This window comes from Paraburkholderia sp. PGU19, from assembly GCF_013426915.1.
In the GTDB taxonomy this organism is placed as follows: Bacteria; Pseudomonadota; Gammaproteobacteria; order Burkholderiales; family Burkholderiaceae; genus Paraburkholderia.
On the sequence record NZ_AP023179.1, the window covers coordinates 102603 to 118576 of the forward strand.

Sequence of the window (15974 nt, forward strand, 5' to 3'; positions counted from 1 at the left end):
GTCGGCCTCCGCTCAGGGACGTGAGTTTTGCGCTGCGTGGATCGCGGACCACACGCGATGCGGCGTGGCCGGCATCTGCAGGTCCGTGACGCCGAGCGGCGCGAGCGCATCGATGATCGCGTTGATCACGGCAGGAGGCGAACCGATCGCGCCCGCTTCACCGCAACCCTTCACGCCGAGCGGATTGTGCGTGCACGGCGTGCCCTTCGCGGTTTCGACGGTGAACGACGGCAGATCGGACGCATGCGGCATCGCGTAGTCCATGTACGAACCGGACAGCAACTGGCCGGTGTCTTTGTCGTACACGCAGCGCTCCAGCATCGCCTGGCCGATGCCCTGGCCAAGACCGCCGTGCACCTGTCCTTCGACGATCATCGGATTGATCACGTTGCCGAAGTCATCGACAGCCGTGAAGCGCTCGATGCGCGTCTCGCCCGTATCGACGTCCACTTCGACTTCGCAGATATACGCGCCCGCCGGATAGGTGAAATTGGTCGGATCGTAGAACGCGCTTTCGTCGAGGCCAGGCTCAAGCTTGTCGAGCGGATAGTTGTGCGGCACGTAGGCGGCGAGCGACACGTCGGCGAAGGTTTTCGTGCGGTCGGTGCCGGCGACGCGGAACGTGCCGTCCTTGAACTCGATGTCATCCGCCGATGCTTCGAGCAGATGCGCCGCGATCTTCTTCGCTTTCGATTCGATCTTGTCGAGCGCCTTCATGATCGCCGAGCCGCCGACGGCGATCGAACGCGAGCCATACGTGCCCATGCCGAATGGAATGCGCCCGGTGTCGCCGTGGACGATATCGATGTTGTCGATCGGCACGCCGAGGCGGTCGGACACGACCTGCGCGAAGGTCGTTTCATGGCCCTGGCCGTGACTGTGCGAGCCGGTGAAGACGGTGACGGAGCCGGTCGGATGCACGCGCACTTCGCCCGCTTCGAACAGGCCCGCGCGTGCACCGAGCGCGCCCGCGATGTTCGACGGCGCGAGCCCGCACGCTTCGATGTAGCACGAGTAACCGAGTCCGCGGCGCTTGCCGTTCTTCTCCGATTCCTGCCTGCGCGCGGCGAAGCCTTTGACGTCTGCGAGTTCCATCGCGCGGTCGAGACAGGGTTCATAGTCGCCCGTGTCGTACGTGAGGCCGACGGGCGTTGCATACGGGAACGAGCGGATGAAGTTGCGGCGGCGGATTTCAGCGGGGTCCATGTTCATGTCGCGCGCCGCTGTTTCGACGAGGCGCTCGACTACGTATGTCGCTTCCGGGCGGCCTGCGCCGCGATACGCATCGACGGGCACCGTGTTCGTGAAGACCGCTTTCACTTCCGCATAGATCGCGGGCGTCGCGTACTGGCCGGCGAGCAGCGTCGCGTAGAGGATGGTCGGCACGCTGGAGGCGAAGGTCGACAGATACGCGCCCATGTTGGCGATCGTGTGCACGCGCATCGCGAGGAACTTGCCGTCGGCGTCCATCGCCAGTTCGGCTTTCGTCACGTGATCGCGGCCGTGCGCGTCCGATAGAAACGCTTCGGAACGCTCGGCCGTCCACTTAACCGGACGGCGGATTTTCTTCGACGCCCACGTCAGCGCGACGTCTTCCGCGTACAGAAAAATCTTCGAGCCGAAGCCGCCGCCGACATCCGGCGCGACCACGCGCACTTTCGATTCCGGCAGCGACAGCACGAACGCGGCCATCAGCAGCCGTTCGACGTGCGGATTCTGATTGGCCACATACACGGTGTAGCTGTCGTCCTGCGGCGCGTAGCTGGCGTTGACGGCGCGCGGCTCGATCGCATTCGGGATCAGGCGGTTGTTGACGATATCGAGCGTCGTCACGTGATGCGCCTTGGCAAACGCGGCATCGGTGGCCGCCTTGTCGCCGTGGCCCCATGTGTAGCAGGTGTTGTCGGGCACTTCGTCGTGGACGGCGGGCTGGCCGGCATCGGACGCGTGCGTGGTGTCGATCACGGCGGGCAGTTCGGCGTAATCGACTTCGATCAGTTCGGCGGCATCTTTTGCGGCTTTCACCGAATCGGCGATCACGATCGCGACCTGGTCGCCGACGTGGCGCACTTTCGTATGCGCAATCACGGGATGCGGCGGCTCGTGCATCGGTTTGCCGTCGATGCTGTGGATCAGCCAGCCGCACGGCAGCCCGCCGACGTTTTCAGCGGCGAGATCCGCGCCGGTGAAAATCGCGACGACGCCGGGCGACTGCTTCGCGGCGGTGGTGTCAATACGGGTGATGCGCGCGTGCGCGTGGGGCGAGCGCAGGAATACGGCGTAGGTCTGACCGGGCAGGACGATGTCGTCGGTGTACTGGCCGTTGCCGGTGAGGAAGCGATAGTCTTCCTTGCGCCGGACGGGGGTGCCTACCATGCGGTGCGAATCGGGTGCGTTCATGGCGGGCTCCTCAGACGGTCGTGGCGGCTTTCGAAGACGCGTCGGCTTGCATGCCGGCAGCGCCCTGAACGACGGCCTTGACGATGTTGTGGTAGCCCGTACAGCGGCACAGGTTGCCGTCGAGTTGACGGCGCACTTCGTCTTCCGTGAGGTTCGGATTGGTCGCGACCAGCGCGGTCGCGCTCATCACCATGCCTGGCGTGCAGAATCCGCACTGCAGGCCGTGGCATTCGCGGAAAGCGGCTTGCATCGGGTGCAGTTCGCCGTTTTTCGAAAGCCCTTCGATCGTGGTGATTTCCTGGCCTTCTGCCTGCACGGCAAGCATGTTGCAGGATTTGATCGCGCGGCCGTTCAGATGAATCGTGCACGCGCCGCATTGCGCGGTATCGCAGCCGACGTGCGTTCCTGTCAGCCGCAATTGTTCTCGTAGAAACTGGACAAGCAGGGTGTGCGGCTCGACGTTCGCGGTAACGGGTGAACCGTTCACCGTCAGACTGATGCTGATCGCCATGAACTGTCTCCTAGGGGACGCTCTTGTATTGAGCCCCGGGTGGGGTGAGACCGGCTCGGGCCCGATGTTCACTTGCTACCGCCTGCCTGCTGGGAGGGTCCGGTACGGTTTGGGTGCTTTTTTGCTTTGTTTTTGTTGTTTGTGACGAAAAGTAAAACACAAAAAGCGGGAGGCGGCTATTGGGGGTCTGTGCCTTCGGCGGTTTTTGGTTTGGTTTTGGTTTTGGTTTTTGCTGCGCAAGCTGTCTGGTTTGCATGTGTTTTGCGCTGGCATTCGCGATGCGTTAGCTCGCTTCAGGTGTTGCCCCTGTGCGGGGCGGTAACCGCTTTGGGTTGTCTGCGACGCTGGGTGGTTTGCTTGTTTTGATGTTGGCATCCGCGATGCGTTAGCTCGCTTCAGGCGTCGCCCCTGTGCGGGGCGGCACCTACTTTTCTTTGCCGCCGCAAAGAAAAGTAGGCAAAAGAAAGCGGCTCACACCGCCAGCTTTTGTTCTTATCCACGGGTCCCCAGCGTCCCCTCGCTTCGCACGGTAGCGCGCTTGCACAGGTTCGTTGCCAACGCATCGTTTAAACGCCTCACCCACTTCAAACACCCGTACATGGGCTCGCGCCAGCGAACGGTTACTGCCGCCCAGGTGGCAAACTGTGTGTAGGTTGTCGCGTCGTATGCGTTAGCGCTCTTACAAGGTGGTGCGCGTGCGCTATCGGTCTGGAGTGATGCGTGTGGAGCGCTGGGGGCCGACACACAGTTTGCCACCTGGGCGGCGGCGGAATATCTGGCGCGGCATGCTGCAACGCGGGTGCGTGAAGCGGGTGAGGCGCTCAGTCAGAGCGTTGGCAACGGACGTGGGTGACGTGATTGCCGTGTGAAGTGAGGGACCGGTTGGGGTCCCTCAGGCGGGGAGAAATGTTGGCGGTGTGAGCCGCTTTCTTTTGCCTACTTTTCTTTGCGGCGGCAAAGAAAAGTAGGTGCCGCCCCGCACAGGGGCGACGCGTGAAGCGAGCTAACGCATCGCGGATGCCAGCGAAACCACAAGCAAACCAAACCGGCCGCACCGCGAGACAAGACTTAACGCTCGCCGTGCGCGAGTTTGGAATGCCTCCGCGAGTACCCAAAATAAACAATCATCCCAACCAGAAGCCAGATCACAAACGCAATCCAGGTAACCTTGCTGAGATTGACCATCAAGAACAGGCAGGAGGCAACAGCCAGCACAGGCACAATGGGGACGCCAGGGCAGCGGAAAGCCCTGGGCAAATCAGGATGCGTGCGCCGCAGCACGAGCACGGCGATGGACACCATCGAAAACGCCGCCAAGGTCCCGATATTGATCAGCTCAGCGAGCACATTCAAAGGCACGAGGGCACCGATCAGCCCAAACACAATCCCAACGAGCCAGGTCGTGGCAAAAGGCGTAGCAAACCGCGGATGCACCTTAGACAGCGCCGCAGGCAACAACCCATCCCGCGACATCGCAAAGATCACCCGCGTCTGCCCGTAGGCCATCACAAGAATCACGGTCAGCATCCCAAGCACCGCACCGAGATCGATAAACCCGGCAACCCAGTTCTGCCCAGCAACCTGCAACGCATACGAAACCGGATGCGAAATATTCGCGAACTGCGCCGACGGCACGATCCCCGTCACGACGGCGGCGACAGCGACATACAGCACCGCGCAAACGCCCAGCGACGCAATGATCCCGATCGGCAGGTCGCGCTTCGGGTCCTTCACTTCTTCGGCCGCCGACGACACCGAATCGAACCCGATAAACGCAAAGAACATCACAGCCGCCGCGCCGAACACGCCGCCCATCCCGTTCGGCATGAACGGATGCCAGTTCTCGGGCTTCACATGAAACACACCGACGGCAATCACCAGCAACACCACGGTCACCTTGATCGCAACCATCAGATTGTTCACGCGCGTCGATTCGCGCACGCCGACAGAGAGCAGCGTCGTGATCGCCATCATCACGAGAAACGCGGGCAAGTTGAACAGCGTCTCGTGGCCGGGCAGCGCGCCAGGCGCAGCCGTCAGTGCAACGGGCAGCGACACGCCGAAACCCGACAGCAGCGATTGCAGATACCCCGACCAGCCAACCGACACCGCCGAAGTGGCAAGCCCATACTCGAGCATCAAATCCCAGCCGATGATCCACGCGGCCAGCTCGCCGAGCGTCGCGTACGAATACGTGTAGATCGAACCGGCGACGGGTATCGTCGAGGCGAATTCCGCATACGCGAGCGCCGCGAAGCCGCACGCGACGGCTGCGATCAGGAATGACAGCATCAGTGCCGGGCCGGCCTGCACCGCGCCCGTCCCCGTCAGCACGAAGATGCCGGTGCCGATGATGGCGCCGACGCCGAGAAAGGTCAGATCGAGCGCGCCGAGCGCTTTCTTCAGGCCGGCAGCCTGCGCGCCGGCGATCATGTGCTCGACGTTCTTTTTGCGAAAGAGGGACATTTGGCGGGGTCTCCAGTAAAGCACGCGTGTGGCGCGCCCAATGTCGGGAAAACCCGCAATTTTAGCGGAAGTGGGACGGACAGCCCCTCGTGGTGCACAACGGCTGTGCGCCGCGAGCGGCGCGGCTGTCAGCCGGCCATCGCCGGATTCAGGTCGACGAGGCGGTTGCTCATCACATAGAAGGTCAGCTCGGCGTTGTTGCGCAGCTTCATTTTCTCCAGCAGCCGCGTGCGATAGACGCTCACCGTCTTCACCGACAACGACAGCGCGTTCGCGATATCCGTCAGCCGCTTGCCCGACGCGAGCATGCACAGCGTCTGGTACTCGCGGTCGGAGAGCTTCTCGTGTGGCAACTGCTCGCCGTCGAACGATACGTAGTCGGCGAGCGCTTCCGCCATCGCCGGGCTCACGTACTTGCGGCCCGCCGCGACCTGCTGGATCGCGGCGATCATCTGCGTGGCGTCGACGGTCTTCGACAAGTAACCGGCCGCGCCTGCCTTTAGCGCCCGCACCGCATACTGGTCCTCGCGATACATCGAAAACATCAGCACGGGAGCGCGCGGCAGCTTGCGCTTCAGACGCTTGAGCACCTCGACGCCGTTCATGTCCGGCAGCGAGATATCGAGCAGGATCACGTCGTACACGTGCTTCGACGCTTCCATGAGCACCTCGGTACCCGTCTGCGCCTCGGCGACATCGTCGGCGACGCCGCGGTCGATCAGCAGCTGCCGCACGCCCTGTCGAACGATGGCGTGGTCCTCGGCAATCAGAATGCGCAGGCTCATAACGGGAAGTCAGTGTTCACAAACAGCAGGTTACAAGCGGGCCAGAACCGGCTCACAAGCGGATCGCGGTGCGTCGCGCGCGCGGCGCATTGCCCAACAAGGCTTTCCATTCGAAGCGCGCATTCACGGTCGTGCCGCGCGCCTGACCGGCGGACGCAGCGACGCGCAATTCGCCGTCGAACGCGTTGCAGCGCGCGCGCATGCCCGCCAGCCCGAACTGGCGCTCGTCCTGTCCCGCGTGCGCGGGAATGCCGACGCCGTCGTCGCTGACGACGATGCTCAGATGCTGCGCGGTGGTTTCGATGCGCATGTCGGCGCCCGATGCGCGTGCGTGCTTGGCGACGTTGTTCAGCGCTTCCTGGGCGACGCGGAACACGGCGAGCGATGCATCAGCGGACAGGCGCGTGAGGCGGGCGTCGGCGGCGCACACGAAGCTCATGCGCAGGCCGGTACGCGCGGCGAAGCTGTTGGTCCAATGCGACAGCGCGCAGACGATGCCCTTGTCGAGCGTCGGCGAGTGCAGATCGCCGACGGCCTGTTGCGCCGCTTCAGTAACGGCGTCGAGCGAGCGCTGCGCGGTGGCGAGGGCGGTGGTGCATTGGGGCGGGGCGTCGGCGGGTAGCCAGGTTTCGACGCCAGCGAGCGCGAAGCGCGCGGCCGTCAATTCGGCGCCGAGGCTGTCGTGCAGTTCCTGCGCGACATGGCGGCGCGTGGCTTCCTGCGTGCGCGTCAGCTCGGATGCCAGCTCGCGTACCCGCGCTTGCAGACGCGCGAGTTCGTCGCTGGATGCCGTGCGCGCGGTGGTGTCCGCAGTGGCGTCCGCGTTGGCGTGGTTTGCCATCGCGGCTTTGCTGGAACGGCGGCGGGCAGACGCATTGGATGCGCGTGTGGCATCGCTCGCGCGAGCAGCCGCGCCGTGCACATGCATCGGCACCACGATCGACGAATCCATGGCCCTGCTCACGAAACGGACCGGCCGGCGCCACAGCGACGCATCGGCAGCATGTAGACGGAAGAACGCATGCGAACCCTGACCCCCAGATATGTCCGTCGCAGGAACTATCTCGACGGAAAAACGCTACGTCGGGACGTAACGAAATTTACATTCTGTAACAAATAGAAGACAGTATTGTTAAAAGTCTGTTAAATGCTGCTGCGCTGGGATCATATCTTAAAAAAAGAAAAAATGCCCGTCCATCTTGGCTTGCAGCGCAAAGTTCACGCAATAGTCGAGGTAAACGCCATCGCTTGTGTAGGATAAATTCCTACATGCAAGGTTATTCAATAGCCATTGAATTTGTAACCTGGTATCTGACGGGATATGGGCACGCCCAGGCGTGGTCCGCCAACCGCTCGACACAGCCTGGCGTGCCAAAAGAAAAACCGGAGCGCGAAGGCTCCGGTTTCGGGTGTTGCGGCCCGCGCACGCGTCGTGGACGCGGCGCCAGCGTTGGTGCGGCGCAGTCTTAGCCGACGAACGCCTTTTCGACGACGTAGTGGCCAGGATTGTTGTTGCTGCCTTCCTGGAAGCCCAGGCTGTCGAGCAGTTCACGCGTGTCGCGCAGCATGTGCGGGCTGCCGCAGAGCATCACGCGGTCGTTTTCGAGCGAGAAGTGCGGCAGGTCGAGATCTTCGAAGAGCTTCTTCGTTTCGATCAGGTCCGTGATGCGGCCACGGTTCGCGAACTGCTCGCGCGTGACGGTCGGGTAGTACACCAGCTTTTCCTGGATCAGCTCGCCGATGTGCTCGTGCGCCGGCAGGTGGTCCGTGATGTATTCCTTGTATGCCAGTTCGTCGACGAAACGGCAGGTGTGCGTCAGCACCACGCGCTCGTAGCGGTCATAGACGTCCGGGTCCTTGATGATCGACATGAAGGGCGCGAGGCCCGTGCCCGTCGACAGCAGCCACAGCGTCTTGCCGGGCAGCAGGTTGTCGGCCATCAGCGTGCCCGTCGGCTTCTTGCCGATCAGGACCTGGTCGCCGACCTTCAGATGCTGGAGGCGCGACGTCAGCGGGCCGTCCTGCACCTTGATGCTCAGGAATTCGAGGTTTTCTTCGTAGTTGGCGCTAGCCATGCTGTACGCACGGATCAGCGGCTTGCCGTCGACTTCGAGGCCGACCATCGTGAACTGGCCATTTTCGAAGCGGAACGACGCGTCGCGCGTGCAGGTGAAGCTGAAAAGCGTATCGGTCCAGTGGTGGACGCTCAGGACGGTTTGTGGATTCAGGTTGCTCATGGCTTCTTCGATGGTGCGAAATCAAGGTCGGCCACATAAAAGCGGGGCCGGCACGGCAAAGGCAATGCACCGTCCCGCGCCGGAAGCGACCCGGGAATGATGCGCAATCCGCTATTTTACCGCGTTCCGCGCCGGGCATTGCCGCGGCGGGTTGGGCGGTGAATGTGGTCTGTCAAGCTGGTTATCAAGCGCCGGCGCGGCTGTCGTCCGGTTTCGCCGGAACGGCTAACTGCGGCGCGGCATGGGTGTACTGCTGGGGTGTGCGGCGCTGGGTCTGTGCCCGGTCGACCCTACGAGGACCCGTGCGGGTGTCGCCCTTCGGGTCTTGCCCGTTCGCGGCGGGCGTCGGGCCGTTGCCGCCTGACCGGCTCTCGCCCGTCAATCATCGGGTGATGGCAGCCGTTCAACGAACACAGGCGCTGGTAGGCGCTATTTCGGGATAATACCGGAAACCTATCGCGCGCTGCAGCATTGACCCTTCTCGCGAAGCTGGAAAACTTCGACGGAAACGGCCCCAGCGCTCAGCTTTCGGCGGCGAGTTTCGCACCTAAGCCGACGAGCAGCGCGCCGCACACGCCGTCGATCGGCCGGCGCAGGCGTCGATAGCCGCGTTGCGTGCGCTCCGTCGCGAACATCAGCGCGACGCTGCCGTACCAGCCCACCGACATCATCCCGATCATCGCGAGCGCCACGCCGTAGAACCACAGCGGCGGGTGCGCCGGAAACAGTGTCGCAAAGATACTGGTCCAGAACGCGCAGGATTTCGGATTCGTCAGACACGTGAGCATGCCCGTGCGCCATGCGCGGAAATGCGCGCCGCGGTCGTTGGCGGGCGGCGTTTCGACGTTCACGACGATGGCTTCGCCGCGTTTCGTGCTCGAACGCACGAGCTTGATGCCGAACCACACCAGATAGATCGCGCCCGCGATGCGAATGCCGTTGTACAGCCAGTCAATCCGTTGCAGCACGGTCGCGAAGCCGAGCATGGCGAGCGACGCCCAGATCGTCGACCCTGTGCCGACGCCCAGCGCCGACGCCGCGCCCAGCCTGCGTCGTCCGGCCAGCGAGAGCTGCGTGATCATAAAGAAGTTGGGACCGGGACTGACCAGCGCGATCAGATAGACGAGGGCGATTTGCAGCAGGATCGGCAGATAGTGGTGCATGGGATGCGTGGCGACGATTTGCCGCGCTTGGCGGCGACGCGTTGAACAGGAAGCGGGCGGAATCGCGATCTTACTCCGGCTTGCAACGGGTAACTGCGCGACACGCCCTGCGTCGCCTGTGTGCTTGTCTTTGTTCTGGCATCCGGAGGATGGTGTTTGCTGCGCAAGCTGTGTGGTTTGCATGTGTTTTGCGCTGGCATCCGCGATGCGTTAGCGTGCTTCACGCGTCGCCCCTGTGCGGGGCGGCACCTACTTTTCTTTGCCGCCGCAAAGATAAGTAGGCAAAAGAAAGCGGCTCACACCGCCAACATTTCTCCCCGCCTGAGGGCCCCCAACCGGTCCCTCACTTCACACGGCAATCACGTCACCCACGTCCGTTGCCAACGCTCGAATTGAGCGCCTCACCCGCTTCACGCACCCGGGTTGCAGCATGCCGCACCGGATATTCCGCCGCCACCCAGGTGGCAAACTGTGTGTAGGCCCAAGTGCTCCGCACGCCTCACTTCGGACCAATAGCGCACGCGTTCCACCCTGTAAGAACCAGCCCTTTCAAGGTCTTGATCAAGATGTCCCGCCTTTGGCGCGTTTAAGCAGGCGAGCGGTACTGTGATGGGCGCGGGCTACCGCACCTTCGACATAGGGTGCGGGTTTGCGGGTCTTGGGGCCACGCGTGCGTGTGCGCACCTGAATCGGGTCGACGCAGCGGGCCAGCTCGAGCAGTTTGCCGGCAATCACGTCGGGCGTGGCATCGCTCCAGTGCGACCATTCATTTGGCGGCAGCGCGATGAGCATGCCCTCATACTGGCTGCGAATCTGCACGGCGAGGTAGTACGTCGAGACGTCCGGCGGCGCTGCACCTGTTTCATCGGCGGCAGCATGCGCAGCTTCAACACTGCGCTTGAGCGTGGCCAGCACGTTGTACGCCAGCACCGCGACGGTAAAGCCCAGCAGCGCGGCACGTGGATGACCCAAGGTGCGGATCTCGCTGTGCAGGACCGACTCGAGTCGCTGGAACATGCCCTCGATACGCCAGCGCTTGCGGTACAGCCGGGCAATCTCGTGTGCGCCCACCGCGGCAGGCAGGTTGCTCCACAACAGAATCACGGTATCGCCTGCATCAGTCGGCTTGTCCAGCGTCAGCTCGATGCGACGCCAGACGAAGCCAGCCTTCAGGTCAATGCGTTGCTCTCGCACCTGACCTGTCTCGATACGTGCACCGTCCACCCATGGCCCACTGCTGGCAAGCGCCGGGCTGTTGCGGCCGTGTTCGCGCACGATGAAGCAGGCCTGTGCCTGATGCCAGCCCTGCAGGATGGTCCCGGTGCAGAAGTTCCGGTCAGCCAGCCACAATTCGCCCGCGCCGGCACATTCAATCAGCGGGGCCATGGCCGAGCGCTCCTGCGCGTGCGCATCCTCGATGGCGACCAGATCTGTGACCAGACCCAGATCCGGCTCGTAGACCACCAGCGCGTGCCCCGGCAACGCCGCGCCACGCTGCTCGCGCAACGCCGCCAGCCGTTTCTCACTGGCCGGCAGGTGATTGCCATCAAGCACCCGCACACGCCAGCCGGGCAGGCTGGGCTGGCATGGCAACGCCGCCAGCACCGGCCCCAGACGCTGTGCGCTGCCCTGTACCAGGGCACGCAGGATCGCGGGTTCGGTACGGTTGACCTTCTCGTAGAACGCGGCCAGCGACACCGGCAGGGGCTTCGTCTGTGTCGCTGCAGCGTGCAGCGACGGACTCAGTCCCAGCGACACCAGCGTCATCAGTTCAACCACCGTCGAGAACAGCAATTCACGTGGATATTGCCGCTGCCGGTGCTCGGCGAACACCCCGTCGATCCATTGCGGCGCGATGGCTCTCTGCAGTGCCAGGCGTGCCATCACGCATACCGGTGCCTGCTGCTCGAAACGCTTCATCACCTCGTCGAACATCCCTTCGTACCCGTCGTTCCTTAACATCTCGCCAGGTTACTAGGTTTGCAGCGCAAAGACCTTGAAAGGGCTGCCTGTAAGAACGCTAACCTGTACGCGCCGCGACAACCTACACACAGTTTGCCACCTGGGCGGCAGTAACCGTTCGCTGGCGCGAGCCCATGTACGGGTGTTTGAAGTGGGTGAGGCGTTTAAACGATGCGTTGGCAACGAACCTGTGCAAGCGCGCTACTGTGCGAAGCGAGGGGACGCTGGGGGCCCGTGGATAAGAACAAAAGCTGGCGGTGTGAGCCGCTTTCTTTTGCCTCCTTTTCTTTGCGGCGGCAAAGAAAAGTAGGTGCCGCCCCGCACAGGGGCGACGCCTGAAGCGAGCTAACGCATCGCGGATGCCAGCATCAAAGCAAGCAAACCACCCAGCGTCGCAGACAACCCAAAGCGGGTGCCGCCCCGCACAGGGGCGACGCATGAAGCGAGCTAACGAAACGCGGATGCCAACATCAAAACAAGCAAACCACCCAGCGTCGCAGACAACCCAAAGCGGGTGCCGCCCCGCACAGGGGCGACGCGTGAAGCGAGCTAACGAAACGCGGATGCCATCATCAAAACAAGCAAACCACCCAGCGTCGCAGACAACCCAAAGCGCTTACCGCCCCACACACTGGCGACGCGTGAACCGAGCTAACGCATCGCGGATGCCAGCGAAAGCAAAAAACCTCACCCCGCAGATTGCCCCGCACCCGCACCCGCACCCACGCCCGGCGTCGTGGCCTTATGTGCGCGCTGTTTGAGCACGCGCGCCTGCAGCACGATCACGAGCAGCAGGAACACGCCGCGTATCACCGACTGCCAGTACGCCGACAGACTGATAAACCCAAGCCCGTTCTCGAAGTTCAGCAGATTGAACACGAGCCCGAGCAGCAGCACGCCCGCGATGGTCATTGCGATCGAGCCTTCGCCGCCCGTCAGCAGCGTGCCGCCGAGCACCACAGCCGAAATCGCAAACAACTCCCAGCCGACGCCCTCATTCGGTTGCCCCGCGCCGAACTGTGCGGCGAGGATCACGCCCGCCAGCCCGGCCAGCAAACCGCTCACGGCATACACGGCGACCAGCGTGCGGTTCACGTTCAACCCCATCAAACGCGCCGCTTCCTCGCTGCCGCCGATCGCCAGCGAATGCCGGCCGAAGCGCGTGCTGCGCAGCGCGAGCCAGCCCGCGACGGCGGCGACAAGCGCGATGAGACCGGGAATCGGCAGGCCGAACAGATCACCCTGACCGAAGTTCGCGAAGTTCGTATCGGACGAAATCGACACAGCGTCATTCTTGCCGAGTAGCAGCCCGAGGCCGTGCGCGCCGAGGCTCGTCGCGAGCGTCGTGATGAACGGCAGGATTTTCAGCCGCGTGATGATGAAGCCGTTGAGCACGCCGACCAGCAGGCCCGCGCCCGCGCCCGCGAGCACGGCGACCCAGCCGCCGTACGGACTCGCCAGCGCCGCCACCACGCTCGACATCGCCGCGACCGTGCCGACGGACAGATCGATGCCGCCCGTGATGATGACGAACGCCATGCCGACGGAGATCAGCGCGAACATCGAGTTGTAGCGCCAGAAAGACGTGATGTTGTACTCGGACGCGAAATGCTCGTAGCGCACGAGTCCGAGCACGATTAGCGCGCCGAGCGCGATCAGGATGGGCAGGTTCTTTTTCATCGGATCGTCTTTTGCAAAGCGTTTAGCGCGAACGCCGCTGCACGTACACAGCCGCGATGATGATGCCCGCCTTGACGACGAGCGCGGCCGCATCGGGGATGCCGTGCGCAAGCAGCGTGTAGCGCAGCAACTGGATGATCAGCGCGCCAATCAGCGTGCCGCCGATATACGCCTTGCCGCCCGTCAACGCCGTGCCTCCAACGGCCACGGCCGCAATCGCATCGAGTTCGATGCCGAGCCCGACCACGTTCGCATCCGACGACGAATTCACCGAAATCGAAATCAGCCCCGCGAGTCCCGACAGCGCCGCACACAGCGTATACGCGATCATCTTCACGCGCGCGGTCGGCACGCCGCTCAGATACGCGGACTTTTCGTTGCCGCCCGTCACGAGCAGATACTGACCGAACAGCGTCTTCTTCACGACCCACGCGAAGAACGCGACGAGCGCGAACATCAGCAGCACCTGGAACGGGACGCCCGCCACCTTGCCGAGCGCGATCCACTGGAACGCCGGATTGTTGAACGCTTGCAGGCTGCCGTCAGTGACGACTTGCGCGATGCCGCGCCCGGCGATGAACAGCACCAGCGTGGCGACAATCGGTTGCACGGCTAATCGCGTGACGAGAAAGCCGTTGAACACGCCGCACACGGCGGCGGCCAGAACGGGCAGCACGAACGCGAGCGCGATGCCGAGCGGGCCGGCGATGTGCAGGAACAGCATCGGCGCAAGCGCGCCCGCAATCGCCATCGAAGCGCCAACGGACAAATCAATGCCGCCCGTCGCCACGACCAGCGTCATGCCGATCCCGACGATCACAATCGTCACGACCTGCGTCAGATTCACGTTGAAGGTTTGCAACGACCAGAAGTGTTGTGTGAAGAGCAGGTTGAAGACGAGCATCGCCAGCAGCACGACGATCTCGCGCTGGACCGCGATGCGCCGCTTCTTCTTCACCGTCGACGCATCGGGCGCGGGTTTCGCCGAAGCGAGTGGCGCGCCGTCATTGCGCAGCGACTCATGAGCCATGACGGTCGCCCTCCAGTGCATCGTCGATATGCGCGGACTGCGCCGCTTCCACCAGTTGCGAGGTGCCCGCGCTGCCGTAGGCAATCGCGTCCATGATCGCGGATTCGCTCATTTGCGCGCCATCCAGTTCGGCAACCGTGCGGCCGTCGCGGATCACCACCGCGCGATCGGCCACGGCCGTCAGTTCTTCGAGTTCGGAAGCGGACAACAGTACCGCCATGCCTTCGTCGCGCAGTTCGCGCACGATCTTCGCGACATCGGCTTTGGCGCCGACATCGATGCCGCGCGTCGGTTCGTCGAGCAACAGCAGCGAAGGCTGTGCAGCGAGCCAGCGCGCAAGCAGCACCTTCTGCTGATTACCGCCCGAGAGTTCGCGGATCGGTTGATCGGGCGAACGCAGCTTGATGCCAAGCGACGCAATAAAGCGATCGACGATCGCCTGCTGTTGCTTCACATCGACGATGCCGTGCTTCGACAGCGTGCGCAGACAGACGAGGGTGAGGTTGTCGCGCACCGACAGGTCCGGCACGATGCCTTCGGCCTTGCGGTCTTCCGTGAGATACGCGAGGCCGCGCGCGATTGCGTCCTGAGGCGACTTCAGCGCGACGTCCTTGCCGTTGATCGACAGCGTGCCGCGCTCGGCGGGGTCCGCGCCGAACAGCAGGCGCATCGTTTCCGTGCGGCCCGAGCCGAGCAGGCCTGCGAGGCCGACGGCTTCGCCCGCGTGCACGTCGAGGGACACGTCGCTCACCTTTGGATGCGCGGACAGATTGCGCGCCGAGATCGCCTTGTCGCCGCGTCGCGCGAGATTTGCTTCGCGTGTGGCGCTGTCGTCCTGCACGACGGCAGCGAGCGTGCGGCCGAGCATCGTCGTGACGAGCTGGCGTTTGTCGATATCCTTCATCGCGCTTTGCGCAACGGTCTGGCCGTCGCGCATCACCGTCACGCGGTCGCACAGCGCGTACAGCTCGTCGAGCCGATGCGACACGAAGATCACCGCGCGCCCGTCGTCGCGCAGCTTGCGCACGACGGTGAACAGCAGTTCGACTTCGCGTTCGTCGAGCGACGAAGTCGATTCGTCCATGATGACCATCTTCGCGTCCGACGACACGGAGCGCGCGAGCGCAACCATCTGCTGAATCGCCGTTGAATAGCTGCCCGCGGGCTTCTTCACGTCGATCTGCAAACCGAACGATTCGAGCAGCGCGGACGCGCGCCGCTGCACTTCGCGCCAGTCGATCAGACCGAAGCGGCGCGGTTCGCGGCCCAGGAAAATGTTCTCTGCCACCGAGCGGAACGGCACCAGGTTGATCTCCTGATAGATCGTGCTGATGCCTGCTTCGCGCGCTTCTTTCGGCGTGCGGAAGTCGATCTCGCGGCCCTCGAAGCGCACCGTGCCGCCCGAGCGACGATAAGCGCCAGTGAGGATCTTGATCATCGTCGATTTGCCCGCGCCGTTCTGGCCGATCAACGCATGCACCTCGCCCGCGGCGACGCTGAGATTCGCGCCGCGCAACGCCGGCACGCCGCCGAACGAAATGTCGATGCCCTGCATGTCGAGCAGGGTCGCGCGTGAGGACGGCGGCGGATGAGCGCCGGGGCCGCGTCGGATTGCGTCACGTGTGTCTCCTATCTGACGGAGTGAGCGCTTTGGCGCTGACTCGGGTCCCGTGCATCGCTGATGCCTTTTTGCTCATTGAGCTTAAGTGTCGGCGGCGAATGTCGGCGAACGCGCAGCGG

Annotated in this window: 11 protein-coding genes; all 11 read right to left on the minus strand. The window is 63.5% G+C overall.

The window, feature by feature from the left end:
- Window positions 1-12: 12 nt before the first annotated feature.
- Window positions 13-2400 carry a xanthine dehydrogenase family protein molybdopterin-binding subunit gene (locus H1204_RS00470; protein ID WP_180729356.1) on the minus strand — a complete coding sequence of 796 codons (2388 nt, stop codon included), beginning with the start codon at window positions 2398-2400 and terminating at the stop codon, window positions 13-15.
- 10 nt (window positions 2401-2410) lie between these two features.
- Window positions 2411-2911, minus strand: a complete 501-nt coding sequence (locus H1204_RS00475; RefSeq protein ID WP_180729357.1) for a (2Fe-2S)-binding protein — start codon at window positions 2909-2911, stop codon at window positions 2411-2413.
- A gap of 1068 nt (window positions 2912-3979) precedes the next feature.
- Window positions 3980-5377, minus strand: coding sequence for an amino acid permease (locus H1204_RS00480; protein ID WP_180729358.1), 1398 nt, complete (start codon window positions 5375-5377; stop codon window positions 3980-3982).
- Window positions 5378-5505: 128 nt separating this feature from the next.
- Window positions 5506-6162: a response regulator transcription factor RqpR gene (gene rqpR / locus H1204_RS00485; protein ID WP_180729359.1), complete on the minus strand. Its 657-nt coding sequence runs from the start codon at window positions 6160-6162 to the stop codon at window positions 5506-5508.
- Window positions 6163-6214: 52 nt separating this feature from the next.
- A complete protein-coding gene (locus H1204_RS00490) occupies window positions 6215-7114 on the minus strand; it encodes an ATP-binding protein (protein WP_180729360.1) in 900 nt (299 codons plus the stop codon).
- 514 nt (window positions 7115-7628) lie between these two features.
- Window positions 7629-8399: a ferredoxin--NADP reductase gene (locus H1204_RS00495; protein WP_035987107.1), complete on the minus strand. Its 771-nt coding sequence runs from the start codon at window positions 8397-8399 to the stop codon at window positions 7629-7631.
- A gap of 521 nt (window positions 8400-8920) precedes the next feature.
- The gene (locus tag H1204_RS00500; protein WP_180729361.1) at window positions 8921-9562 is read right to left on the minus strand and encodes a LysE family transporter; all 642 of its coding nucleotides are present in this window, start codon (window positions 9560-9562) and stop codon (window positions 8921-8923) included.
- 561 nt (window positions 9563-10123) lie between these two features.
- Window positions 10124-11446, minus strand: a complete 1323-nt coding sequence (locus H1204_RS00505) for an IS4 family transposase (RefSeq protein WP_180730820.1) — start codon at window positions 11444-11446, stop codon at window positions 10124-10126.
- A gap of 765 nt (window positions 11447-12211) precedes the next feature.
- A complete protein-coding gene (locus H1204_RS00510) occupies window positions 12212-13204 on the minus strand; it encodes an ABC transporter permease (protein ID WP_180729362.1) in 993 nt (330 codons plus the stop codon).
- Window positions 13205-13226: 22 nt separating this feature from the next.
- On the minus strand, window positions 13227-14234 hold the full coding sequence (locus tag H1204_RS00515) for an ABC transporter permease (RefSeq protein WP_243468532.1): 1008 nt from the start codon (window positions 14232-14234) through the stop codon (window positions 13227-13229).
- Window positions 14224-15789, minus strand: a complete 1566-nt coding sequence (locus tag H1204_RS00520; RefSeq protein WP_180729363.1) for a sugar ABC transporter ATP-binding protein — start codon at window positions 15787-15789, stop codon at window positions 14224-14226. Before H1204_RS00520 ends, H1204_RS00515 begins: the two co-directional genes overlap by 11 nt.
- Window positions 15790-15974 lie beyond the last annotated feature (185 nt).